We start from the raw sequence: 22,967 nt of genomic DNA, 5'->3' as shown, positions 1-22,967 counted from the left end.
CCAGGGAGGGAGTTGCGTTTTTTTCGCAAGAAGGAAGGTGGCAGGCTCAACGTGGGCGGCGGATTGTATCGAGGTTGTAATGTCCGCACGCAGTGAACCATGCGCTCAGCTGTCGTGCTTTTATTTCGAGTCTTTGGTGTATTGATTTGAAACTCAAATGGCCCTTCCTTGAATTGTGTTAATAACAAAATGAAAGAATACATAGCAGAATTGATGCGTCAGTTATTAACTCCTTCGATGCGATTCGAGCTAAGGAAAGCTGTCGCCTGGCTGCGGGATATTTTTGGGCGAGCCTGCTTTTGGCGCTGGGAAATTGTCAGGTTCAAACTGCGGGAAGACAGCCTCTACGACATTCTCTATGTGGGCAGGAAAACGCAACGGGAGTTTGTGAAGGTTTTACTGGGCGTTCAATCTCAAACGGTTGAGGGGCGGTTGAAGCTGGGCAAGTCAGACCGGACAGTGGTGGTCAGCGAAATGCCGATCCCGGGGGCATTGTATGTGCCTCAGTACCTGAGTGCTGTCGTGCCACTGAGCAGATCAATCGACGAGATCACCGCGAAATACAATTCCGAGCTGCGGCGAAATCTGCGCAAGAATCGTCTGCGCTACCGCATGAAGCAAGCGTTGAACGATGACGAGATTGAAACGGCAGACCGGGAAATGCTTCAGCCCTATGCCGCGGCCCGCCATGGTTCGGCTGCCTCGCAAATTGAAGCGCAGGAAGTTCACCGGGTGGCAAAAGTCGCCGGGCGACTCGATCTGGTGCTGCTGGAAGACGAGATTGTCGCATGCCATCTTGGCTGCGTAGTCACCCGGGCAGGTAAGCGTTATTGGAGTACCGTGCGCTTCGGTTACCCGGATGTAGTGTTTTCGGATACAAAGAGGTTGCGCGAAGTTAACTCCATCACCACGTTCATGGCGCTGGAGTGGGCGATTGAAAACGGCTTTGACTATTACGACATTGGAACTTGCCTGGCACGCCCGGACGACGGACTTCTCGAATGGAAAAGAAGACGCGGTGGCGATGTTGATACGCTGGGTAATCACGGCTATTTGTTTATTAAACTGCCCAGGGCGGGCGCAGCGCAGTTTCTCTGGGAGGCGCCACTATTTGCTGTAGAGGGGAAAAACCTGACACTACATCTCGGGTTGCCGGACGGTCAAGGTGATGAGGAAGTTGCCAGTCGATATCGCGAAATGGGTTTTGGTGGTCTTTACAAAGTATATATCCATTGTGCCAGGGTGCCGGGAGAGGAACTTCTCGATACTTTGCGCAGTCGTTACGCTCATTTGAAGTCGCCCCCTTTCCTCGAGAGTATCGTTTCCACTTGAACGCGTCGTTGCATTTAAACAAATCAGTTACAACGAATACCGCTTGTTGCCGTTTATCCATATCTGAATGGGGTGCCTATGTCTCAATTCAATGCATTGACGAGTGACGGCCAATCGAAGTGGAGCCTCGCTGCGTATAAGCACCTTTTCAATACTCGCGTCACCCGGGCGCCGTCGCTGCCCCTGCAGAGCCAGGCGGTGAAAACCTGGGAAATTGCCCCGGGCGAGATTGCGATGGCTCCGCCCGCTTTCTACCTGCCCGACCAGCTCGAGCGTGTGACAGGGTGGGCCGAGGCGCTGTTTTATCCTCACGAGCATCCTCGACGCACAATGGAAGGTATCGGTCGTGTGGAGCACATGCCGACCCGAGGTTACTTGCTGAAGGATGTCTGGTTGATCGATGGCACGCTCTACAAAGGCAATGCCAAATCGTGGTTGACCCCTGGTTCTGGCCGGTTACCGGGGATTCGCGTAGAAAACGAAATCGATCGCGGCGCGTTGTATTGCACGGCGGGCGGCAACAAATGGTTTGGCACCTGGCTGATGGATGATTGTTTGACCTATCGATTGGCCAGCGACGAAGGTGTCCCGGTGACCACGGCACCCTTTGCCGCGAATGCCTCCATCGCCAGGAACGGCATACTTCACGCCCCCGGTTACGAAAGCTGGCTGGACATGAGGCCCGTTCGTTTGCGCAATGCATTTTTCCGTGAACTCGTGATCTTTGACGATCTGAGCCAGAATCGACACAAGCACCTGCGTTTCCGGGCGATGGGTGAAAAACTGCTGTCACACGTTAACTTCAGCGCTCATCCGGGCGTGTTCATCCTGCGCGGTGGCAAGGGCGAGCTGCGATTGCTGCACAATGAAAGGGCGCTTGCAGAACATTTGCGTGACCGTAGGGGCTTTCGCATTCTCGACCCGGCGACATCCGATGTTCCGGCCATCGTCGCGGCCTGTGCCGGGGCGAAAACCGTGATAGGGATCGAGGGGAGCCAACTTATCCATGGGGTTAACGTACTTCCCCCGGGTGGTTCGCTGCTCGTTTTGCAGCCGCCTGATCGTTTTGTCTGTTTCTTCAAGTACCTGACCGATCGTGATCGGCAGAACTTTGGTTTTGTGGTCGGTACGCCGTCGGGAAGTGGTTTCACCATCGACCCCGATGAAGTCGAGCGCACGCTGGATCTCTTTCCGTCATCGTGCGGCGAGGTGTAGGCGCAGTCGGTCGACGTTCGATTGCTCGTGAGGCCGTTAACGCTATCGCGTGTAAGCTGGGTAAACGCGGTGGTCGGTCGTCCATCGTGAGCAAGCTTGCTCCTACAGTTTCATTACCTGACAGACATTCACGACGCACTAGTAGGCTTGTTTGCCGGAGAAGGCAGATACCGTTCGTAAAAGAATGATGAAGTCGAGCCAGAGCGACCAGTTGTTGATGTACTCGATGTCTGAGTCAACCCGCCGAATCATTTGCTCTATATCTTTCGTTTCACCGCGAAGGCCACGTACCTGAGCCAGGCCGGTGATGCCCGGTTTAATGTTGTGACGTGCAAAGTAGCCCGAGACATCGGGTGAGTACTGCACGTCGTGTTGAATCGCGTGCGGACGAGGGCCTACCAGCGACATTTCTCCCATCAACACGTTGAACAACTGCGGCAGCTCATCCAGGCTGGTTTTGCGAATAAAGGCGCCCACCCTGGTCACCCGTGGATCATTCTTTTGGGCCTGCTTGACGGTGCCGTCTGGCGATTGATGGACCACCATGCTTCTGAACTTCCAGATCCGGAAAACTTCGCCACTCCACCCCATGCGTTGTTGGCGAAAGAACACAGGGCCGGGGCTATCGATCTTGATCGCAAGGGCGACAAGCACCAGCACTGGCGCGGCAAACAGCAGGATGAGAAAAGCCCCGACCTTGTCTTCGAGATTCTTCAGGAACAGTCGCATTCCCATCAGCGGCGTTTCGGACAAGGTCAGCACGGGAATGCCGGCAATCTCGCGAACGCTGTGGTTGATCAACTTCAAGGCGAAAATGTCAGGCACCCAGTTAACCCTGACGTGTTTGTCGAACAGACTTAAATAGACCTTCTGGATAACTTCGGAGCCACCGACAGGGGTCACAAAATAGACCGTACGAATGGCGTGTTTGACGACCAATTCATCCAGATCAGAAACATTGCCCAGTATCGCCAGGCGTGGTGCACCTTCCAGGCCTTCCTTTCCCCGGTCATCGTCCGCGCCAATCAATACACAGCCGACGATGCGTTCGCCGAGCCAGGGGTTGTTGCTGATTTTCTTGTGGAGGTAGCTGGCCAGCTCGCCCGAGCCAATGATCAGCGAATTTTCCAGTTGCGTCGGGTGAGTCAGAAACTTCTTCTGCATTTCACGTGTGGCGAGGTGCAAAAACAACTGGGCAAAGTAGCCAAGAACAAATAACTCCCCAACCAACAGCCGCGAATACCGTTCGCTTGTTTTGGTCAGGAAAGCCATGGCCACGAGAAAGCCGAAGGTCGCGGTCCACGCCTTCAGAAGCTTGAAAGCTTTGACGGTAAAACCGACATTGCTGCGATAAATAGCGTAATGGTCGTACACGACGGCCAATGCCCCAAGCAGGAGCAGGAGCAGGATGACGTAATCCTGGGAAATGAAGCCGATATGATAATTGATCAAAAACCACGCGACACCGGTTACCGCAACGCAATCGAGACCGGCCTGAATGACAATACTGGTGCTGCTTCTTCGCTGGAGAACGGAACGCGTGCTGTTGGGCTCAAAAATCATTTTCAGACCTCATTTGCTTTCCCTTGCGCTCGATATGACAGGATTCAGGTCAAACAGCCCTAGCTTGAGAGCCCAAGCGCCACTGACAAGTTACTCATACTTGTGACAGGTATCCACCCTCCAATGTGTAAAACTGGTGAGACGATGACGGGTGCTATCACTTTAGCAGCACTGTGCAAATATTCACTGAATCGCTACGGTTTCATACAACATTCAAGCCAAAAAAAGAAGCTGGCAGGAGAGGCCGATCAAACACGGGGGGACTCATTCGCAGCGCGCTGGTGCGAGCATGTTTGATCAGGAGTCTTGGGGAAGGTAACCCATGCGAGACAGACGTCGCGCAGGGCAGGGGTCAAGCGGCAGGGCGGGAACCGGGGTCCCCGTTTTCACAGTGTCGATCTGGTCAGACCGTTGTCAGTTATTCATCCCGTCTTCGATGGCGATGCCTTGCGCGCGCATCTGCTTGATCAGTTCTGAACGGGTGCCGGGGAGGTTCAGCATGGTTGTTGCGCGCAGGGCCGCCACTTCTTCCGCACTGTAAGGTTGATAGTCCGCAGGCGTGCTTTTGCCCGCCATGCCGTCTGCACGCATCAGCCAGTTCAGCAGGTCGGCCAACTGCGCGTTGTCCAGCGCGGACTGCGACATGCCGGGAACACGCACAAGAAACTCGCGCCCGCCCGGCACCTTCAGAAAGTTGCCGACAAACCCCGCCATCCGCGGTGTGTCATTGGCGGGGGAACCCATGCCATTGCCCAGGTGGCAACCGGCGCATTGCAATTGGTAGTTCACGCCAACGCTGTAGCCGGCCTGGGCTATCGGTTTCTGCAACTCTTCGTTACCTGGCGCATGACGCTGCGCCGGGTCGGGGATGGCTCTGGCATGAACGAGCGGGGCGGTCATGGCGCAGACAAGACCGAGGATGAGCAACCTACTCATGACAAACACCTCTGAGATAGCTGTACCTGTGGAAGCGAGCCTGCTCGCGATGGACGTGAACGATGACGCGTGGTGCCTGGAAAAATGCGTTGAATTCGAATTCATCGCGAGCAGGCTCGCTGCAACAGCGTTCGCCAAAAAAAACCGCCGATTGCGCGAACAATCGACGGCCACTGCGCGTTAAACCGCGACGCCACGAATAACCGAAACGGTGCAGTGATAGATGTGCGATTTGGCGGCCAGGCACCAGTTCACATCGTTGTTGTTGAACGGGCGATAGGCCGGTTCTTCACTGTCGTTACGGGTGCAGGCGCACTGGGCGCAGCTCTGTTTACCGCAGCAATCGTTGTACGAAATGATGTAGTCCTTGCCGTCGGCCGGGTTGCGGCAGGTGCCGATCCAGGTGACTTGCGACGCTTCGGTGCCCGGCGGGCAGGACGTCACCGACCCTCCACAACAGCTGCACAGAAAGCCGTCGATCGAACAGTAGCGCCAGTAATCGCAGCTGTTCGGATCTCCCGGGTCACCGGCCTTCGGGTTGTCTGCGGCCAAGGCTTTGCTGGTACGGTCCAGCGGCAACAGCAGGGGGAGCGCGGCGCCCGCGACCATCAGGGAACCCATGCGCGCCAGCAGTTTGCGACGCGAGGTGGTGTCGGCCACTCGACGGGTCGAGCGTTCGAACAACAGATCCAGCAGTTTCATAAGAGTCTCCCTGCCTTAATCAGTGGCTATGGCCGTGGCTGTGGTCGTGTGCGGGCGGCTGGCTGTTCAGGTATTCCTGCAGCGTGGCGCTTTTCAGGTGCTCGACTTCGAACAGGCTGTCCAGGTGCTCGCGGGAATTGACCAGGCCTTTGGCGCGCAAGGTGCCGGTTTTATCGATCAGGGCGGCGTACGGCAGCTTGCCGATCTGATAGGTCATGCCGACTTCCGGCCCGACGACATACGTGGCGTCCTCCAGTTTGTGTTCGCGGATCAGCGCTTGCTGGGCGTCCATGTCGCCGTCGCTGATGAACACCACGTCGAGGCGATTCGCCTGTTCCCTGGCAATAGACTTGATCGCCGGCAGCAGGGATTTGCAGATCGGACAGGTCGGCGAAAGGAAAAACAGCAGTTGGGATTTTTCACCGGCATAGCCGAAGTTGACCGGGCGGCCGTGACGGTCGGAAGCGGTGACTTGCGGCGCGGCTTCGTTGACCGCCACGCCTTTGTCGACCATCAGCGCACCGGCCGGCGCCAGGCGCCCGTGCAGCACACCAATCTGCCGGACCAGGCCCATGACGACAAACGCCACGGCCACCAGCAGTACCCAGAGCAGAACGTTGGAAACGATTAAGCCTTCCATTGATCACCTACCAATCAGTTTGAACAGAAGAGGGGAGTTGGCCAGCAAGCCATCGGCTGCGGCGTAAATCAGCAGCGCGACAGCGCTGGCGGCAACGGTGACGAAGCCGTCGAAAAAACCAAGGTCGCGGGCGACGGGCAACACGCTGGCCAGCAGCGCCAGACCCACCAGCGCGCTGTTGCGCAGCAGCAGCACCGGACGCAATGGCTGCGCCTGGTCCGGGCCGGCACAACCGCAGTCGATGTCGCGGCGCCCGCGCCACAGGTTGATGGCGATGGCGGCGGCGTACAGCGCGATCAGGCTGGCGGCACTGAGCGCCGCCCACGAACGGCAGGCCGGCACCAGCAGTGCAAAGGCGATCGCCAGTTCAATCGCCGGAATGACTCGGGCGCCAGGGCGCACGAGCGCGTCGGGCAGGAGTTGGTAGTCGGCCAGTTGCCTGGCAAAACGTGCCGGAGCGCGCAACTTGTGCGTCGCGGCACTGGCCAGCAACACTGCAATGGCGAGCGCGCTGGCAATGATGAAGATCGGATCGATGTGCATGGCCGAACCTCGTTTAGTAGCTCATGACCTGAGTCGCGGTTTTGGCGACTTTCGGCATGCTGCCAGTGAGCTTGTTGGTCTTCAGATCGAAAATCTGCAACCCGCCCTCGATGTCGGTACCCAGCAACAACGGCTTATCGTCACCGGTGGCCTGCATGCTCCACACCGGCACCGGTGCTTCCAGGGTCGCTACTTTCTTGTGGGTTTTCAGATCGAATGCCCAGATCAAAGGGCTCGGGTCTTCCCACTTCATCGGTTCGTGCGCGTCGTGCATCAGCACGTACAAGCGGTTCAGCTTCGGCGCCACGGCCATCAGTTGCCAGCCACCGGGTGCCCAGCCGGCTTTCTTTTCCTCGTCGCTGGTCAGCGACCACGACGGCAGGATTTTCGGTGCATCGGCAGAGAAGTCCACCGGGCGCACGGTGCCCGTCGTGGTGGTGAAGTAGTAGGTGTCGCCGATGTTCACCGCGCGCTCATTGAGCTTTTCAGCATTGGGGTCGAAGAACGGCGTGCGGCTGCGCGCGGTTTCCTGGCCCTGATCGTTGAGCGTGATCACCTGCAGGCTGCCATCGCCGCACAACGAGGCGAAGCGGCGATTGCCGATCGGGTAGTTGAGAACGCAACCGGGAATCGCCAGTTCGGCGGCGACGGACTTGGCCTGGGTGTCGACCACGGTCACTGAAGTCGACGGCGTGAAGTTGTAGACGTAGACGAAGCGGTCATCGCCGCTGGTCTTCAAACCGTAGCGCTGGGTCAACGATTCGGCGCGCTTGGTCGGAATCAACAGCTCCCAGGCCGGCGACAGGGTCGAACTGTCCCACGCGGTCAACACATCCGTGCGCGTGCCACGGGTGCCGCGTGAGTAAAAGATGTCGGCGCTGTAGAGGGTTTTCTGATCGTGACTGAGTGTCGAAGGCGCCGCAAAACCGGTGGGTACCATGCCGAGGATGCGTTTTTTGTCGGGGTCGACCACGGTGACGCGGCCCGCCACGAAGCTTTCGAATTCGACGTCGACGATGAACGCGCGATGGACTTCCGGTGGAAATGCCAGAACGGTCTGGCCGATCGTGTCAGCGGGCAGATCCGCGCTGGCATTGTTCAAACCCAGTACTAGCAGGCTGAGACTCAGCGCTGACTGTACGGTGATCCTGGTGGCTCGCATTAGGGGGAACTCCCTGAATTATTGTTCACGCAAATCGCGGGTGCATTGGCAGATTTTTGCAGTTCGATTCTGCCTCGCCGGCCGAGGGGGTGAATTGCTGTGGCTGCCAAGTGTTTGTGTGTCTGTGCCAGTCTTTAAAACCGGGCTGCAAACACCGCAATTTCAGGCGAAAACCGTCCCTGTAGGAGCCGGCATGCTGGTGTTGGCGATGTCGAAGACGCCATCGCCAGCAAGCTTGCTCCTACGAAAAACGGTTTGTGTCAGGAAGGCTTTGCGAGGGGAAGGGAGAAGGTGAAAACAGCGCCGCAGGGCTCAAGGTTTTGCGCCCAGATATCGCCACGGTGACGGCCGATGATGTTTTTGCACAGCGCCAGCCCAATGCCGTTGCCGCTGACCTTGGAGGAAAAGAAACCGTCGAAGAGCTTCTCTTGCGCCTGGGCCTGAATGCCGCGACCGCAGTCCTCGATGCGCACCAGCGCCACCTGGTTTTCGGCGCTGGCCTGAATCCGCAGCACGCGCCGTTCGACCGGCAGGTCGCTCATTTCTTCAATCGCGTTGAACGCCAGGTTGAGGATAACCTGACCGATCAGCACTTTTTCGCAGCTCACCAGCAGCGGCGTCGGGCTGGCGACAATGTCGACGCGGACCTGACTCGGGTCGGCGCGCAGGCTGATGAAATAGCGGATTTCGCGCAGCAACTCATTGAGGTCGATCCGCTCTTCACTTTGCTCCAGCTTGACCACGTAATCGCGCACGCTCTTGATGATCAGCGACGCATGCTCGATTTGCCGCACGGCATTTTGCAAACCCCAGGCGACCCCCTGATCAGTGGCCTGCGCTTTGTTCAGGCGAATCACCGCACCTTCGATGAAGTTGCGGGTGGCGGCCAGCGGTTGACTCAGCTCGTGGGCAATTGCCACGGCCATTTCGCCCATGGCGTTGTAGCGGGCCAGGTACTCGAGTTTTTGCTCGCTGACACGCCGCGCTTCTTCGGCGCGCACTTGCTCGGTGACGTCGCGAAACAGCAGCAGATGGCCCACCAGATCGTCTTCAATTTCGATAAAACGACACGTCGCCTCATGCCAACGCCACTCACCGTCGCGGCGCTGCACGTGGTAGTGCACGCTGAACGGTGCATGCTCCGGTGTCTCGCTGGCCAGCTGTTGCAACAAACGCTGGCGTGAATCGTCGTCGCACCATGACAGGAAATTTTCGCCGATCAGCGCGTGTTCTTCGCTGTTGAGCAAATGCGCGCCGGAGTCGCTGATAAAGCGGATATCACCCTCAGGGCCGAGCACCGCGACCCCCTCGGCCAGGTCCTGCATGAACGCCTTGAGCCGACTCTCGAAACGCTTGAGGTCGCGCTTGACCTTGTCTTCCCTGGAGATGTCGCGGAACTGCACCATCAACACATCGCGGCCTTCCAGATGCACCAGGGTCGCGACCGCCTCGGACAGAATTTCCACCCCCTGCTTGGAGCGATAACACCATTCGATGGCGCGCTGGCCCGTGCGTGCGGCGCCTTCCAGCCAGCGCAAACCCACCGAACGCCGGTATTTGGGGGCATCGCGGGTCATGTCGGGGGCTTTGAGCGGCGTCAGTTCTTCCAGGGTGAAACCGAGCGCGTCCAGGGCGGCGGTGTTGGCCCAGAGAATCTCCTTGCTCTGAGCATCGTGAAGAATGATGCACAACGGCATGGCTTCGACGAGGGTGAAAAAGTCGTGCGGTTTTGGCAGGTACATCGCGCAGCCCAGAGGAACCGGTGAAAGGGAAGTATGGCGTTTTATACCGTCTTGCGCGTGGGGATGCGCTCAGAAGTAACCGGGGGCGGTCTAGGGGATTTCTTTAGCCAAGTGGCTGCGCGCACCAATGGTGGCGACCCGCTGCGGTATTTACACTGACCCCATCAGCGGTCGCCACTCCGCCGGGCAGGCTCCGGCTAATACCAGGCTGGTTGATGTATTGCAGGCCCGCGGCGGTGACATCGACACCGAATGCCGCGAAGGCATCTGCGGCCCGCGCATCGTCGAGGTGCGGGGGACGGCGTGCCTGAGCATCGCGACAACGGTTCGTCGAACAAGGAAAAGGCGTCCGGCAAGGCGATGCGCGCCTGCGTTTTTCGCGCTGTTTCCGCTTGTCCGGTATTGGACATCCAACGCAAGGAAGGCTGGCAAGCCAGCGCGGGAGCCTGTTGAATAGCGCTTCGGCTGCCGTCAAGGGAGGAGACAGCCAGGTACGTAATATTTGCCGAACCGCTCGACGAAGCGGTCGAAAAATAACAATAAAACAGGCGTGAGGCTTTGCAGTGATGATGACTTCTTCGGCGGTTCGCAATGAGGCGTTCGAAAGCTGGTTGAGCCAGGTCAACCAGGCCTGTGGGCGTTTCGATGCCAGGGCCCTGGATACGGATTTTTACGGTGAGCTGGCGGAATACCGCAGCGGCGCCATCAACCTCAGTGTCGTCGACATGGCGCACGTGCACCTGTATCGCACCAGCAAAGACGTCAGCGTCAGCCGCGACGGCCACTATTACGCGGTGTTCCAGATGCGCGGCAGTTCACAGCTGGAACAGGGTGAAAATCGCGCTCGACTGGGGGCGGGCGACATCGCCCTGATCGATGCCTGCCGCCCAAGTGACATGACGTACAACGAGGATTCCCGGCAGCTGTCGCTGATTCTGCCGCGTCAGGTGGTTGAGCGCGGTTCGCACTTCAACGGGGTCAACTGCGCCACCCGAATCGCGGCCAACACACCACTGGCGGCGATGGCCAACAAGCTGGTCATGGACACCCGGCAGCAGGAAGGCCTGGACATGCAGGAGAGCGAAGCGGTGCTCGATGCCCTCGTCAGCCTGCTGTCGCCGGCGATCAGCGCCCGCGACAACGGCGGCGATGCCCACGAGCGGCAGTTTCGCAAGGTCATCGCCTACATCGACGAACACATCAGCGCCGAAGAGCTATGCCCTGAGCTGATCGCCCGGGAGGTGGGGGTTTCTGTGCGGGGGTTGTACCGGATGTTCTCCAAGCGCGGCCTGGTGGTGGCGCAATACATCAAGCATCGGCGCCTGGATTTCTGCGCAGAAAACCTGCGCCGCTCCCACGTCGAGCAGAAGCTTTCGGCGCTGTGTTACGCCTGGGGCTTTTCCGATTCCAGCTACTTCTCATCGGCGTTCAAGTCGCGCTTCGGTGTGTCGCCGGGGGCGTATCGCAAGCGCTATAGCCAGAACTGACCCGACGCAACCTTGTAGGGGCCGGCTTGCTGGCGATGGCACCTTTGAGTCTTGCATCGCCCGCAAGGATGCCTTCGCCAGCAAGCCGTTTCCTACAGGGGCGTGCGCATGAGCCTTAATGCCGCGCCGGCTCTTCCGCCGGCAGGTGCAACACCTCGCGCACCAGCATCGCAATGCTGGTCACGCCCATCTTTTCCTTGATCCTGGTCCGGTGCACATCAACGGTTTTCACGCTGATGTTCAGCTCCCGGGCGATGACCTTGCTCGCCTTGCCATCGATCACCAGCATCAACACTTCCCGCTCACGACTGGTCAACAAAGCCAGTTTGCTTTGCAGGTTCTGGCGTTGCTCCTGATCGGCCTGGGCATGCACGGCCGTCTTCAGCGCCGCCTGAATGCGGTCGATCATTTGTTGCGGGTTATACGGCTTCTCGACGAAATCCAGCGCACCGTTCTTCATCGCCGTCACTGACATCGGAATGTCGCCATGCGCGGAGACGAAGATGGTCGGCAGGGTACTGCCGCGCTGGTTGAGGATTTCCTGCAGTTGAAAGCCGCTGGTCTCCGGCATGCGCACGTCCAGCACCAGGCACGCCGGTTGCCTGGGGTCGTACTGGCTCAGGAACTCTTCAGCGCCGGCAAAGCATTGCGCCTGCACACTGACCGACTCCAGCAACCAGGCCAGCGAAGTGCGCAAATCCTTGTCGTCATCAACGATATAAACAATCGGTTTGCGGGTTTCCATCAGGGACTGCCACGAAAATTTCTAATTATTGTTTTCGCACGCGTGCACGCTGCGGCGGACATCGGCGCCGGTGTTGACGCCAATCAGCAGAATACCCACTGCGGCGGGCCCTGACGATAAAGAAACCACCTAGTCGACTAGCGGAAAGCCGACCTCGGCATGGGGATCGTCAGAATGGTTGTGCGCCGCGCCGGGCCTTAGTCTTGTTCCATCACCTGCGGGCCGCCAACGGGCGGCCCTCCTGAAGGAAGGGGCACCGACATGGCCGACCTGAGCCAGCAGCAAATCGACTTTCGCAACGCCATGGCGCAGTTGCCGGCGGCGGTGAATATCATCACCACCAATGGCCCCGGTGGATGCTGCGGCATCACCGCCAGCGCCGTGTGCTCGGTGACGGACTCGCCGCCGACCGTGCTGGTGTGCGTCAACCGCAACAGCGCGACCCATGATGTGTTTCGTACCAACGGCCTGCTGTGCGTCAACGTGCTGAGCGGCGAGCAGGAAGAGCTGGCCCGGCACTTCGCCGGCATGACAAATGTGTCGATGGAAGAGCGTTTCGCCTGGGATCTGTGGGACGGTGGCGACACCGGCGTGCCGGTGCTGCGTGATGCGCTGGTGCAGCTGGAAGGGCGGATCAGCGAGTGCAAGGAAGTGGGGTCGCATTCGGTGATGTTTGTCGAATTGTCGAAGGTTGGCGTGCGTGGGGAGGGGGATAGCCTAGTGTATTTCAACCGGGTATTTCATCGGGTTGAGCATGCTGTGGTGGCGTGCTGAAAGATCGCGTTATCGAGGGTGGAGTGTCAGGCGAGGTCGATGTTGCCTGTGATGGCCTCTTCGCGAGCAAGCCGGCTCCCACATTTGTCCGAGTTGCCTGGACGGACGCGGTCATTGTGGGAGCAGGCTTTGCACGCGATGGCGGAGTAACAGGCTACATCACTCTCAGATCCGAAAACTCCCCACCAACTGATTCAGCCGCCCAGCCTCCCGCTCCAGCTCGGTACACGCCCGCAACGTCGATTGCAGGTTCTCCACCCCTTGCTGGTTCAGTGTGTTGATCTCGGTGATGTCCACGTTCAATGCCTCGACCACCGACGTCTGCTCCTCGGTTGCCGCAGCCACTGACTGGTTTACATTGTCGATCTCACCAATACGCTGGGTTACGCTGCCCAGCCGTTTGCCGGCGAGGTTGGCGATGCTGACGCTTTCCTCGCTGTGCTGCTGGCTCTCGGTCATGGTGGTGACCGATTCACGGGCACCGACTTGCAGTTCTTCAATCATCTGCTGGATTTCTGCGGCCGACGTCTGCGTGCGCCCGGCCAGGCTGCGCACTTCATCGGCAACCACCGCAAAGCCACGGCCCGCTTCACCGGCCCGTGCGGCTTCGATCGCTGCGTTGAGCGCCAGCAGGTTGGTCTGCTGGGAGATGCCCTTGATCACTTCGAGGATCTGCCCGATGTTCACGGTCTTGCTGTTCAGCACTTCGATGTTGGCGCACGAGGCGCTGATTTTGCCGGACAGTTCGTTCATCACCTGAATCGTGCGCTCGACCACCTGACGCCCGTCTTCGGCTTGTTGGCGCGCGGCGGAGGCCTGCTGTGAGGCATCGGAGGCGTTGGTCGCGATTTCCTGGGCGGCGGCGCCCAGTTCGTTGATGGCCGCCGCCACGCTGTTGGTGCGGGTCGATTGCTCATCGAAGTTGTTCATCGACGAGTTGGTTGCCAGCAATACGCGTTTGGCACCTTCATTGACACCGAGCGCCGCCGAAGACACCTCGCGGATCGAGTGATGAATGCGCTCGACAAACCGGTTGAACGCGGTTGCCAGTTGACCGATTTCATCCCGTGATTGCACGGCCAGGCGTCGGGTCAGGTCGCCTTCGCCCAGGGAGATATCCTCCATGACCCGCGTCAGCAATTGCAAAGGCCGGGTGATGCGGTACGCCGCGTACCAGATCAACACCAGCCCGAGCAGCGCCGAACCGCCGCCCAGCAACAACTCCAGCGCCGTGCTTTGCACACCTTGCGCATCGAGTTGGCTTTGCAGTGCGGTCACTGGCGCCAGCAGCACGTCCTGCGGCACGCCGACCAGCACGCCCCACGGCACTGCACCGGCAATCGGCGCCAGCGGCTCGAGGACTTTGATCTGTTGCCGGTCGACGAACACCTTCGGCTGGCCCTGACGCAAGGTGTCCATCACCTCGGCATTGTCCAGCGGTTGGCCGAGGCGGCTGACATCCTGGCTGTTGGCGGAAATGACGCCACGCGGGCTGACGATGCTGATCTGCCCGTTGCGGTCGAACAGCTGAAGCGCGCTGGCTTCGCTGTTCTGTTGCAGGGCAGCGAGGTTGATGTCCAGGCCGACGACGGCGATGACTTTGCCATTGTCGATCAGCGGAAACGCAATGCTGGTCACCAGTTTGCGGCTGCCGGACGCCTCGTCGAAATACGGCTCCAGCACGCAGGCTTTGCGGCTGTCGCGGGCGCAGGTGTAGAAGGCGTTGTACGGCGCGCCGCTGGGCCCGGGCGCGGTGTTGGCGAGCAACGCTTCGTCACCGATCACCGCTTGCAGTTCGCCGGGTTTGCTTTGCACCCAGTACAGGGAAAAGCGCCCGGTTTCGTTGCTGCCCATGACGGCCTGATCGACGAAGCTGGCGTCGGCGCCGTCCAGGGCATCGGGTTCGAAAATGACATAAAGCCCGAGCAGGTCGGGCTTGTCGATCAGGGCCTGATGCAACTGGGTGCTCAGCGCCTGGCGCAGTTGTGGGCGGGTCAGGTTGCCCTGGTGTTGCAACTGCCTGAGGTAAAGCAGATAGCGCGACAACCCTTGGCCATATTCGTGAGTCTGCATGAAGGTGCGTTGCACCTGCATCGCCTGCACCTTGCCCAGCGCCTGCATATGTTCCTTGGCGGCATTGGCGAGCATTTCGCTGCTGGCCCGGGCCACTTGCTGGCTGCTTTGATGGGTCTGGTACAGCGACAAACCCATCAGCAAACCCACCACCAGCAGCAGGCAAAGGCCGGCGAGCAGGGCGATCTTGCTCTGAATCGTCAGGAATTTCTTGTGCATTGGAAAGGCCCTTTTCCTTGAAAAGCAATGCCGCCGAAACGCGATCCCGTAGGAGCTGCCGAAGGCTGCTCCTACGGGGAGACGTGTATGGGGTTCTAATTTAGAAAGTGGTAGCGAAAATCACCTGGCTGTAGAGGTTCTTGTCGTTGTTGCCCAACTGCGTACCGCCCTGATCGGCGCTCTTGTCCGGCTGGAACAGACCGATCAGCGGCATTACGCTCAGGTGTTCGTTGACGTGCCATTCGGCGTACAGGTCAACCTCGTGACCATCGGTATTGCCCAGGTTGCGGTCGATGGTGTCGAAGTTGAAGTACATGGCGCCGACGGTCAGGTTCTCCAGTGGCGAGACAGTGAACTTGACGTTCTGGATGCGCGAGTTGGAGTTGAACGGACCGGCGTAGTTGCCCGCCACTTCGCCTTGGAACCAGGTGCCGAAGCCACGACTGAATCCGTAGAACAGCGTGTCATAGCCTTCCGAGAAACGGCTGTAGCGGTAGCTGACATACGGCGACCAGGTCACGTCGGAGAAGGTCCAGCCAGCTTCCAGATACCAGGCGTCTTCGGTCGAGGTGTGAGGTTTGTCCTGTTTGGCGTATTCGCCGGAGAGGAACAGGTCCTTGACCCCGGCGTTGCCGGTAGCACGCAGGCTGTAGGTTTTCATGCCATCGCGTTCGAGTTGAGCAGGGGAGGCGAAATCTTCGTCGACATCGGTGGTGTCGATGTAGGTCAGGCCGACCGTGCCTTCTTCGGCGACGTGTTCGAGGGTGCCGACGTACATTTCGGTTTTGGCCTGAGCGCGGTTATCCGATTTCAACCACATCAGGTCGCCACGCCAACCTTCCTTGCCACCGATGCGCAACACGGCAGTCTCGTCGAACGCCTTGCGCGCGGCCAGCCAGTAGGCGCCTCCACGGTTGAATTCGCCGTCGGCCAGGCCTTTGCCCAGGTTGAGCGCATCACCATTAATCAGGAAGCCATCACCGACCACGATGTTCTGGCGTCCGAAGGACAGGTCGACGCCATCCTCGCCGAGCACGTCGAACAGCTTGCCCGAACGCCAGCCGAGGTAGGCGTCTTCGAATTTGGTGGTGCGTTCCGAGCCGTCGGTGAAACCCGCGGCATCGCCGTCGCCCCAGGTGCCGGAACTGAGCATATTCGCCGCGCCGTACGCGGTGCCCACGCCGGCCAGGCCCTTGTCGAAGCTCAGGCCATATTTGACGTAGCCTTCGCGCCACGATGAAGAACCCTGGTCGAGACGGCCGGACAGCGCATAGTTTTCCTGACTGTGGAAAATGCCGAAGACCGCTTCCAGCGTGGCGTTCAGGTGACTGTCGTCATCGGCGTAGAGTTCATACGCGCTGGCATGACCGGCACTGATCATCAGTGCGAGCGTAGAGAGACGAAGCAAGGGGGACTTGAGCATGGTGTGGCATCCGTTCTTGTTCTTGAGCGCAGGTTTGCGGTCTTTTTCGATACTAAGGCGCGGAACTTTTCCGGCCTTTTGTGTGGTTGCCAAAGAGTTGGCTGTGCTTGCCAAAATGCTCGGTTTGGCAGCCCCGCCAATACGACTGGCACGCAGGGCAAAACCTGCGCGTCACTGAGCGTCGACAATCCGTCTCAACCCTGCCGATGCTGCGCTGCGTCGGCGCTCCCGTGTTGGCGCTCTTCTGACGAGCGCAGATTTCAAGGTCGTTTTTCTATGGTCACCTCGCTGCGTTTGCTGCTTACCGGTTTGCTCTCGATCACCCTGGCGCAAGCCGCGCTGGCCGCTGAATGCGCGCCCGATCGAGGGCGTGGCGCCCAGGTGTTCGCCAATGAGTGCGCGGTCTGCCATTCGGTGACCAAGGGCATGACAGGGATGATGGGGCCGAACCTGGCGGGTGTGGTCGGGCGCAAATCCGGCTCGCTGGAAGGCTTCAACTATTCCCAGGCCATGCGCAACAAGGACATCGACTGGCAGGCCGAGAACATTGCGCAACTCATTGCCCAACCCCAGGCATTCGTGCCGGGGACCTACATGCCTTACATGGGCCTGGCGTCGGAGGACGATCGCCAGGCGGTGGTGTGTTTCCTCAAAGAACAACAGTAATCAGCCCGTTCTCCGGCTGAACAATGCGTCTGAACCAAAGGTGATTTATGAGCAACGTTGAAATCCTGCCGCAGGTTGCTGCATTTCTTGACCGCCGCCATGGCTGCTTCATTGACGGCCAGTGGGTGTTTGCCGAAGGACCGAGCATTGCCGTGGTCAACCCGGCCACCGGCAAAACCCTGTGCGAAACCCTGGACGCGCCGCTGGAAGTGGTCGAGCAAGCCGTGCAGTCGTCCCGTAAAGCCTTCAAGTCCGGTGTGTGGTCGGGGCTGCGTCCGGCGGATCGTGAACGCATTCTGCTGAATTTCACCGCGCTGGTTGAGGCGCATGCCGAAGAGTTGGCGCAGCTGGAAACCCTGAGTCAGGGCAAGTCGATCAACATGGCCCGCGCGCTGGATCTGAACGCCACCGTGGAGTTCATGCGCTACATGTCCGGCTGGGCAACCAAGATCGAAGGGCAGACCTTTGACGTATCGATTCCGCTGCCGCCGGGTGCGAAATTCACGGCGTTCACCAAGCGTGAACCGGTAGGCGTGGTGGTCGGGATTGTGCCGTGGAACTTCCCGCTGTTGATTGCTGCCTGGAAGCTGATGCCGGCGCTGGCTACCGGTTGCACGGTGATCATCAAACCGGCGATGGAAACCCCGCTGACCGCCATGCGCCTGGCTGAACTGGCGCTGGAAGCAGGCATTCCGGCGGGCGTGTTCAACGTTGTGACCGGTGGTGGCGCTAATGTCGGCGGCGTGCTGACGGCGCATCCGCTGGTGAGCAAGGTGTCGTTCACTGGCTCGACCGCTGTCGGCAAAAGTGTCGGCGTGGCGTGCATGGAAAACATGACGCGTTTCTCGCTGGAGCTCGGCGGCAAAAACCCGATGATTGTGCTGGCCGATGCCGATATCGACAAAGCCGTCCAGGGCGCAATCCTCGGCGGCCTGCTGAACAATGGTCAGGTCTGTGCGGCGGCTTCGCGCTTTTATGTGCATCGCTCGATCCATGACAAATTTGTCGAAGGCCTCGCGGCAGCGGTCTCGGCGATGCCCATCGGCGCGGGCATGAATGGCGATGCTGCGATCAACCCGCTGGTCTCGCGCAAGCAGCAGCAAAGCGTGCTCAAGCACATCGAACTGGCTCGCCGGGAAGGTGCGCGCGTGGTGTCCGGTGGCGAGTTGCTGGAAGGCGAGGGCTTTTATGTGCAGCCGACGATTCTGGCGGACATCGATCACAACATGGCGGTGGCCCGCGAAGAAGTGTTCGGCCCAGTGCTGGGGGTAATGCCGTTTGACGATGAAGACACCGTGATCGCCCTGGCCAACGATAATCGCTACGGCCTGGCCGCCAGCCTGTGGACCAATGACCTCGGCAAAGCCATGAACCTGGTGCCGCGCATCGAAGCCGGCACCGTCTGGGTCAACGCCCACGTGTTGCTCGACCCGGCGATGCCGTTCGGTGGCGTCAAGCAATCGGGCATGGGCCGCGAGTTCGGGCGTGCGGTGATCGAGGCGTACACCGAGCTGAAATCAGTGTGCATCGCCCACTGATTCACACGGCGGGTGCCGGCTTCGCCAGTTCGATACCCGCGGCACCCAGACGCTTGAGAATCTCGAACAGCATATCGCTCTTGGTCACGCCGACAATTCGCGGGCTGCCGACATAGCCGGTGACGGTCAAGGTGATGCCTTCAGGCGTGAGTTTGCTGAAGCGCACCATCGGCGCCGGTTTTTCGAGAATGGTTTCGTGCTCGCAGTAGGTGTTGTAGAGCAGGTCTTTCACCTGTTCGGGGTCGATGTCCAGGGGGAAGGTGAGTTCGAGCGTCGCCACCCCTTGGGCGCTACCGCCCAGGGTCACGTTGCGCAGGTTCTGCGAGATCAGCTGCGAGTTCGGGACGATGACAATCGAGCGGTCACTGAGCTGGATTTCGGTGGCCCGCACGTTGATCCGGCGGATGTCGCCTTCGACCCCGCTGATGCTGATCAGGTCGCCGACTTTCACCGGGCGCTCGGTCAGCAGGATCAGGCCGGAGACGAAATTCTTGACGATCTCCTGCAAGCCAAAACCAATCCCCACCGACAACGCGCTGACGATCCAGGCCAGGTTGGTCCACTGCACGCCCAACGATGACAGTGTCATCAGGATGACCAAGGCATAGCCGATATTGGCGAACAGCGTGGTCAGCGAAGCACGCATGCCCGGGTCCATCTCGGTCTTCGGCAGGAACTCCTTGTCCAGCCAGCGGCCCAGCGTTCGTATCAGGTAAATGCCGATCAACAGAGCCAGTGTGGCATTGAGCAAGTGACCGGGGATGATGTTCAGTTTGCGCAGCCCGGCGCCGCCGAGAATGGAAAAGACGTTGGAGAGCAACTGCCCCAGGGTTGTACCGACACCTCCGACGAACAGGGTGATGATTGCCATCAGCAACAGACCCGCCCGGCCCACCCCCGAGAGAATGGTGGAGATCTGCTCCAGGCGCCGGTCTTCAATGCCCAGCAACTGTTTCAGCGACTTGCCGCTGGGACTTTTGACCGAGAACAGGTATTCGCACGCATCCTTGAAGCATTGCATCAGCAGGTAGAAACCGCAGAGCACGAGGAATCCCCAGACCAGTTCATACGTGACGAACCGGGCCAGGGACACGTACCCCGTCAACAGCGATAACAGTGATATCACGAGCGCGAGACTGGCGATTGTGTAGAGCACGCCAGCGAACGTCCGGCCTGCTTCGGGGGCTTCACCTGCAATGACGACGGCTCTTCGGACTCTGCCGGTGCGTACCAACATGTCCAGCAGGACAAACGAAACCACCAGTGCGACGATGCCTCGCCCGGCGATCACCAGGCCTGCGCTCATCCCCGTTACGTTGATGATCTGGTTCATTGTCACCAGAACCAACAGCGCGGCCGCCAGAATTCGGGGATAAGGTTTCAGTGACAACGCCACCAGGTCGGCGAGCGGCGGTAGCCGCCACGATGGGTGCTGCGTGGATAACAGGGCGCGACTCAGTGAGGTGATCAGGACGCAGGTGTAGGCGACTTTTTCGAACTCCTGGGAAAAGGTGGTCAGCATCGGTGTCAGCGGAGTCTGGCGCGTGAAGGTATAAAACAGCAGTTGCAGGGCGACGCCGACGGTCAATACGGTGGCCAGCACAGAAGCCAGCGCGAGGGAGCTTCGGCGCAGGCGTCCTTCCGGCATCCGGTGAATGCACAGCCAGGTCAGCCCGCGTTCGGCGAGCCGGCGGCCGAGCGTCCAGAAGATCAGGGCCAGCAGCAACAGTACGCAGGTGTAGAGGCGTTGACCGGGTTGCCAGGCCACTTTGACGACCTCCGTGACCTGATCGAAGAACATTTTGACGCGCAGCCGATTGTCCATCGAAGGGGCCAGGACCGGTGACCAGAAGTCGGGGTTCAGGATGCTTCGGGTGCTCAGGGTCAGTTCGCTTTCCAGCAGGTTGCGACGGATACCGGCGATCTGGGTGACGAGGTCGGTGGCGCTCGTTTTCAGAACGTCCAGGGTTTTCAGAGTGGCGTCGACTTTGTTTTTTTGTTCGGTGAGCGCTGTTCGCTGTGCGGCGATATCGGATTGTTCGGCCGCAGCGTCATCAAGGGGCGCAGGCCCCAACACGGCCAGTTGTGCGCGGAGTTGGGTTTGTAGCGGAAGCAGTGAGGCGGTGAGGCGATCGACATCCAGCATGAACATCTGGACCAGATCCTGCGGGCCCTCCAGCTGGTTGAAGTTGTCGACCAGCGAGATCTGCTGTTTGAGGCTGTCGAGCCGAAGTTGCAGCGCCTGGAGATCGCTCTGGGAAACGGCAAGGGTCGCGGTTCCCGCCTTGGGCGCGACAATGTCTGGAGCGTCGGCCGCCGACAGCATTCCGGGCCCCGCCCCGAAAAGCGTGAAAGCGACGAAAATCATGGCTTTCAGTGTATGACGCATAGGAGTGTCCGACTCTGTTGTTAGTCATTCAGCCTATGAGGTTAGGTCATCAGGTAAACCTTCGAGGAATAGTTTGGTCGCCTGCCCCCACTGAGCGGGGGCAGGGTGGGCGTGTCAGACGCGTTCGAACAACACGGCGATGCCCTGGCCGCCGCCAATGCACATGGTTGCCAAGGCATAACGGCCCTGAACACGGTGCAGTTCGTGAATGGCCTTGGTCGCGATAATCGCGCCAGTGGCGCCCACCGGGTGGCCCAGCGAGATGCCCGAACCATTGGGGTTGACCTTCTCCGGGTCGAAGCCCAGCTCCTGCGCCACGGCACAGGCTTGCGCGGCGAAGGCTTCGTTCGATTCGATGACGTCCAGGTCGGCCACGGTCAGGCCAGCCTTTTTGAGCACCAGGCGGGTGGCGGGAATCGGACCGAGTCCCATCAATTCAGGCTCAACCCCGGCGTGGGCGTAGCCGACCAGTCGGGCCATCGGCTTGAGGCCTTGGGCGCGCACCATTTCACCGGTGGCCATGATCAACGCACCCGCGCCGTCATTCAGGCCGGAGGCATTGCCGGCGGTGACGCTGCCGTCTTTTTTGAAGGCCGGTTTCATCTTGGCCAATTGCTCGGCATTGACCTCGGCGCGTACGTGTTCGTCGGTCGCGAAGGTCACGGTACCTTTGCGCGACGCCACTTCGATCGGCACGATCTGACCGTCGAAGCGGCCCTCGGCGATTGCCCGCGCGGCGCGCTGCTGGCTGATCATGGCCAGTTCATCCTGGGCCTGGCGGGTGATGCCGTAGCGCTCGGCGATGTTTTCCGCGGTGATGCCCATGTGGAAACCGGCAAACGGGTCTTGCAGCACGCCCAGCATGTAGTCGATGGCCTGCATGTCGCCCATGCGGGCACCCCAGCGCGCTTGTGGCAACAGATACGCGCCACGGCTCATGGACTCGACGCCACCGGCCAGCGCCGCGCCCGCATCACCCAGCATCAGGCTTTGGGCGGCACTGACGATTGCCTGTAGACCGGAACCGCAGAGGCGGTTGACGTTGAAGGCTGGCGTCTCTTTCGGCAACCCGGCGTTCATTGCCACCGCCCGGGAGATGTAAGCGTCACGTGCTTCGGTCGGGATCACATGACCCATCACCGCATGGCCGATATGCTCAGGCGCCAGGCCGGAGCGCTCGATGGCGGCGCGGCAAACGTCGGTGGCCAGTTGAATCGGCGGTACATCCTTGAGCGAGCCGCCGAAGCTGCCGATGGCGGAACGGACGGCGCTGATAACGAAAATGTCGGATGGGTTCATGAGGGGGTCCCTGGTTCGGTCTTGTGCGCGTTTGGCGCTTTTATTGGGGGAAAGAGTCTAGGGGCGGTGGTGTGGTTGGCCTATGTCGAAAGTGCTCAAGGGGGGTGGTGTTTTTTGCCAGTTCTGGTGGGGGGATTTTAGATCGGTCTGAGTGGTTGTGGGGCATATCCGTTTCTTCGGTCGCGGCGGCTATTGGTTTCGCCCTTACGGCGAGTCACTTGGAGAAGCGCCAAGTAACCAAGCGCTTTTGCCCCTTTCGTTCGGTGGCTCGCTAATGCTCGCCATGCCCTCGCTCCGGTCCTGCTCCGTGGGCCCGCCGCCATCGGCCATCCATGGCCGGGGGCGGCTAACCCGGCATCCATGCCGGGTTGCCCACTGCGCAGAACCTGCGCTCGGCCTCTCGAGGGGGCGACCACCGCCACAGCCGCCGAGGCGGCCTGAAAGCCGACCTGGCTCTTGGTGCGCGCGTTCCCTCATTCCGGATATGTACACCTATCCCCCTGTAGGAGCCGGCTTGAT

Annotated in this window: 18 protein-coding genes and 2 pseudogenes; 7 read left to right on the top strand and 13 right to left on the bottom strand. The window is 59.8% G+C overall.

Annotation, left to right across the window (positions count from 1 at the left end):
* Positions 1-189: 189 nt before the first annotated feature.
* Together PMI01S_RS23700 and PMI01S_RS23695 are read left to right on the top strand one after the other, a co-directional pair.
* Complete coding sequence (locus PMI01S_RS23700) at positions 190-1,332, top strand: hypothetical protein (protein ID WP_167362925.1); 1,143 nt, start codon at positions 190-192, stop codon at positions 1,330-1,332.
* Between the two features lie 78 nt (positions 1,333-1,410).
* Positions 1,411-2,547, top strand: coding sequence for a glycosyltransferase 61 family protein (locus PMI01S_RS23695; RefSeq protein WP_084322572.1), 1,137 nt, complete (start codon positions 1,411-1,413; stop codon positions 2,545-2,547).
* Positions 2,548-2,685: 138 nt separating this feature from the next.
* Here the strand turns inward: PMI01S_RS23695 and PMI01S_RS23690 are convergent, their stop codons facing one another.
* From PMI01S_RS23690 to PMI01S_RS23655, 7 genes are all read right to left on the bottom strand, one after another.
* Positions 2,686-4,110, bottom strand: coding sequence for an undecaprenyl-phosphate glucose phosphotransferase (locus PMI01S_RS23690; protein ID WP_084322571.1), 1,425 nt, complete (start codon positions 4,108-4,110; stop codon positions 2,686-2,688).
* A 414-nt stretch (positions 4,111-4,524) separates the two neighbouring features.
* Positions 4,525-5,046: a cytochrome C gene (locus PMI01S_RS23685; protein WP_084322570.1), complete on the bottom strand. Its 522-nt coding sequence runs from the start codon at positions 5,044-5,046 to the stop codon at positions 4,525-4,527.
* Between the two features lie 180 nt (positions 5,047-5,226).
* Positions 5,227-5,748, bottom strand: a complete 522-nt coding sequence (locus tag PMI01S_RS23675) for a methylamine dehydrogenase light chain (protein ID WP_084322568.1) — start codon at positions 5,746-5,748, stop codon at positions 5,227-5,229.
* A gap of 19 nt (positions 5,749-5,767) precedes the next feature.
* Positions 5,768-6,388, bottom strand: a complete 621-nt coding sequence (mauD, locus tag PMI01S_RS23670) for a methylamine dehydrogenase accessory protein MauD (RefSeq protein ID WP_084322567.1) — start codon at positions 6,386-6,388, stop codon at positions 5,768-5,770.
* A gap of 3 nt (positions 6,389-6,391) precedes the next feature.
* Complete coding sequence (locus tag PMI01S_RS23665) at positions 6,392-6,931, bottom strand: MauE/DoxX family redox-associated membrane protein (protein WP_084322566.1); 540 nt, start codon at positions 6,929-6,931, stop codon at positions 6,392-6,394.
* Positions 6,932-6,944: 13 nt separating this feature from the next.
* Complete coding sequence (locus PMI01S_RS23660; protein WP_084322565.1) at positions 6,945-8,093, bottom strand: amine dehydrogenase large subunit; 1,149 nt, start codon at positions 8,091-8,093, stop codon at positions 6,945-6,947.
* A gap of 260 nt (positions 8,094-8,353) precedes the next feature.
* Complete coding sequence (locus tag PMI01S_RS23655; RefSeq protein WP_084322564.1) at positions 8,354-9,835, bottom strand: PAS domain-containing sensor histidine kinase; 1,482 nt, start codon at positions 9,833-9,835, stop codon at positions 8,354-8,356.
* A 187-nt stretch (positions 9,836-10,022) separates the two neighbouring features.
* Between PMI01S_RS23655 and PMI01S_RS23650 the strand changes: the two are divergent.
* Positions 10,023-10,288 (top strand): annotated as a pseudogene (locus PMI01S_RS23650) (2Fe-2S iron-sulfur cluster binding domain-containing protein); the annotation flags it as partial.
* 113 nt (positions 10,289-10,401) lie between these two features.
* Entirely contained in the window at positions 10,402-11,322 is a 921-nt protein-coding gene (feaR, locus tag PMI01S_RS23645) for a transcriptional regulator FeaR (protein ID WP_084322563.1), read from the top strand.
* A gap of 115 nt (positions 11,323-11,437) precedes the next feature.
* Here the strand turns inward: feaR and PMI01S_RS23640 are convergent, their stop codons facing one another.
* Positions 11,438-12,067 carry a response regulator transcription factor gene (locus PMI01S_RS23640; RefSeq protein WP_084322562.1) on the bottom strand — a complete coding sequence of 210 codons (630 nt, stop codon included), beginning with the start codon at positions 12,065-12,067 and terminating at the stop codon, positions 11,438-11,440.
* Positions 12,068-12,328: 261 nt separating this feature from the next.
* Between PMI01S_RS23640 and hpaC the strand changes: the two genes are divergently transcribed.
* Positions 12,329-12,841, top strand: coding sequence for a 4-hydroxyphenylacetate 3-monooxygenase, reductase component (gene hpaC / locus PMI01S_RS23635; RefSeq protein ID WP_084322561.1), 513 nt, complete (start codon positions 12,329-12,331; stop codon positions 12,839-12,841).
* Between the two features lie 165 nt (positions 12,842-13,006).
* Here hpaC and PMI01S_RS32535 read toward each other — a convergent pair whose 3' ends face one another.
* The 3 genes and pseudogenes from PMI01S_RS32535 to PMI01S_RS23625 all read right to left on the bottom strand — a co-directional run bounded on the left by PMI01S_RS32535 (position 13,007) and on the right by PMI01S_RS23625 (position 16,556).
* Complete coding sequence (locus PMI01S_RS32535; protein ID WP_371850937.1) at positions 13,007-14,260, bottom strand: methyl-accepting chemotaxis protein; 1,254 nt, start codon at positions 14,258-14,260, stop codon at positions 13,007-13,009.
* A gap of 144 nt (positions 14,261-14,404) precedes the next feature.
* Positions 14,405-14,914: pseudogene (locus PMI01S_RS32530) on the bottom strand (cache domain-containing protein); the annotation flags it as partial.
* A 319-nt stretch (positions 14,915-15,233) separates the two neighbouring features.
* A complete protein-coding gene (locus PMI01S_RS23625; RefSeq protein ID WP_084322559.1) occupies positions 15,234-16,556 on the bottom strand; it encodes an alginate export family protein in 1,323 nt (440 codons plus the stop codon).
* A 276-nt stretch (positions 16,557-16,832) separates the two neighbouring features.
* Here PMI01S_RS23625 and PMI01S_RS23620 point away from each other — a divergent pair, with 276 nt between their 5' ends.
* Positions 16,833-17,222, top strand: coding sequence for a c-type cytochrome (locus PMI01S_RS23620; protein ID WP_084322558.1), 390 nt, complete (start codon positions 16,833-16,835; stop codon positions 17,220-17,222).
* Positions 17,223-17,269: 47 nt separating this feature from the next.
* Positions 17,270-18,760: an aldehyde dehydrogenase family protein gene (locus PMI01S_RS23615; protein WP_084322557.1), complete on the top strand. Its 1,491-nt coding sequence runs from the start codon at positions 17,270-17,272 to the stop codon at positions 18,758-18,760.
* Position 18,761: 1 nt separating this feature from the next.
* Here PMI01S_RS23615 and PMI01S_RS23610 read toward each other — a convergent pair whose 3' ends face one another.
* On the bottom strand, positions 18,762-21,149 hold the full coding sequence (locus PMI01S_RS23610) for a DUF3772 domain-containing protein (protein ID WP_084322556.1): 2,388 nt from the start codon (positions 21,147-21,149) through the stop codon (positions 18,762-18,764).
* Positions 21,150-21,263: 114 nt separating this feature from the next.
* On the bottom strand, positions 21,264-22,448 hold the full coding sequence (locus PMI01S_RS23605; RefSeq protein ID WP_084322555.1) for an acetyl-CoA C-acyltransferase family protein: 1,185 nt from the start codon (positions 22,446-22,448) through the stop codon (positions 21,264-21,266).
* Between the last annotated feature and the right edge of the window lie 519 nt (positions 22,449-22,967).

The organism is Pseudomonas migulae NBRC 103157, from assembly GCF_002091715.1.
In the GTDB taxonomy this organism is placed as follows: Bacteria; Pseudomonadota; Gammaproteobacteria; order Pseudomonadales; family Pseudomonadaceae; genus Aquipseudomonas; species Aquipseudomonas migulae_A.
Note: the sequence above shows the minus strand (reverse complement) of the source record. Positions and strands in the feature narration are given on the sequence as shown.

What these genes read in the sequence shown, in the direction of transcription:
- PMI01S_RS23700 (WP_167362925.1), top strand. Translation starts at nt 190, where the DNA reads ATGAAAGAATACATAGCAGAATTGATGCGTCAGTTATTAACTCCTTCG.
- PMI01S_RS23695 (WP_084322572.1), top strand. Translation starts at nt 1,411, where the DNA reads ATGTCTCAATTCAATGCATTGACGAGTGACGGCCAATCGAAGTGGAGC.
- PMI01S_RS23690 (WP_084322571.1), bottom strand. Translation starts at nt 4,110, where the DNA reads ATGATTTTTGAGCCCAACAGCACGCGTTCCGTTCTCCAGCGAAGAAGC.
- PMI01S_RS23685 (WP_084322570.1), bottom strand. Translation starts at nt 5,046, where the DNA reads ATGAGTAGGTTGCTCATCCTCGGTCTTGTCTGCGCCATGACCGCCCCG.
- PMI01S_RS23675 (WP_084322568.1), bottom strand. Translation starts at nt 5,748, where the DNA reads ATGAAACTGCTGGATCTGTTGTTCGAACGCTCGACCCGTCGAGTGGCC.
- mauD (WP_084322567.1), bottom strand. Translation starts at nt 6,388, where the DNA reads ATGGAAGGCTTAATCGTTTCCAACGTTCTGCTCTGGGTACTGCTGGTG.
- PMI01S_RS23665 (WP_084322566.1), bottom strand. Translation starts at nt 6,931, where the DNA reads ATGCACATCGATCCGATCTTCATCATTGCCAGCGCGCTCGCCATTGCA.
- PMI01S_RS23660 (WP_084322565.1), bottom strand. Translation starts at nt 8,093, where the DNA reads ATGCGAGCCACCAGGATCACCGTACAGTCAGCGCTGAGTCTCAGCCTG.
- PMI01S_RS23655 (WP_084322564.1), bottom strand. Translation starts at nt 9,835, where the DNA reads ATGTACCTGCCAAAACCGCACGACTTTTTCACCCTCGTCGAAGCCATG.
- feaR (WP_084322563.1), top strand. Translation starts at nt 10,402, where the DNA reads ATGATGACTTCTTCGGCGGTTCGCAATGAGGCGTTCGAAAGCTGGTTG.
- PMI01S_RS23640 (WP_084322562.1), bottom strand. Translation starts at nt 12,067, where the DNA reads ATGGAAACCCGCAAACCGATTGTTTATATCGTTGATGACGACAAGGAT.
- hpaC (WP_084322561.1), top strand. Translation starts at nt 12,329, where the DNA reads ATGGCCGACCTGAGCCAGCAGCAAATCGACTTTCGCAACGCCATGGCG.
- PMI01S_RS32535 (WP_371850937.1), bottom strand. Translation starts at nt 14,260, where the DNA reads ATGGACACCTTGCGTCAGGGCCAGCCGAAGGTGTTCGTCGACCGGCAA.
- PMI01S_RS23625 (WP_084322559.1), bottom strand. Translation starts at nt 16,556, where the DNA reads ATGCTCAAGTCCCCCTTGCTTCGTCTCTCTACGCTCGCACTGATGATC.
- PMI01S_RS23620 (WP_084322558.1), top strand. Translation starts at nt 16,833, where the DNA reads ATGGTCACCTCGCTGCGTTTGCTGCTTACCGGTTTGCTCTCGATCACC.
- PMI01S_RS23615 (WP_084322557.1), top strand. Translation starts at nt 17,270, where the DNA reads ATGAGCAACGTTGAAATCCTGCCGCAGGTTGCTGCATTTCTTGACCGC.
- PMI01S_RS23610 (WP_084322556.1), bottom strand. Translation starts at nt 21,149, where the DNA reads ATGCGTCATACACTGAAAGCCATGATTTTCGTCGCTTTCACGCTTTTC.
- PMI01S_RS23605 (WP_084322555.1), bottom strand. Translation starts at nt 22,448, where the DNA reads ATGAACCCATCCGACATTTTCGTTATCAGCGCCGTCCGTTCCGCCATC.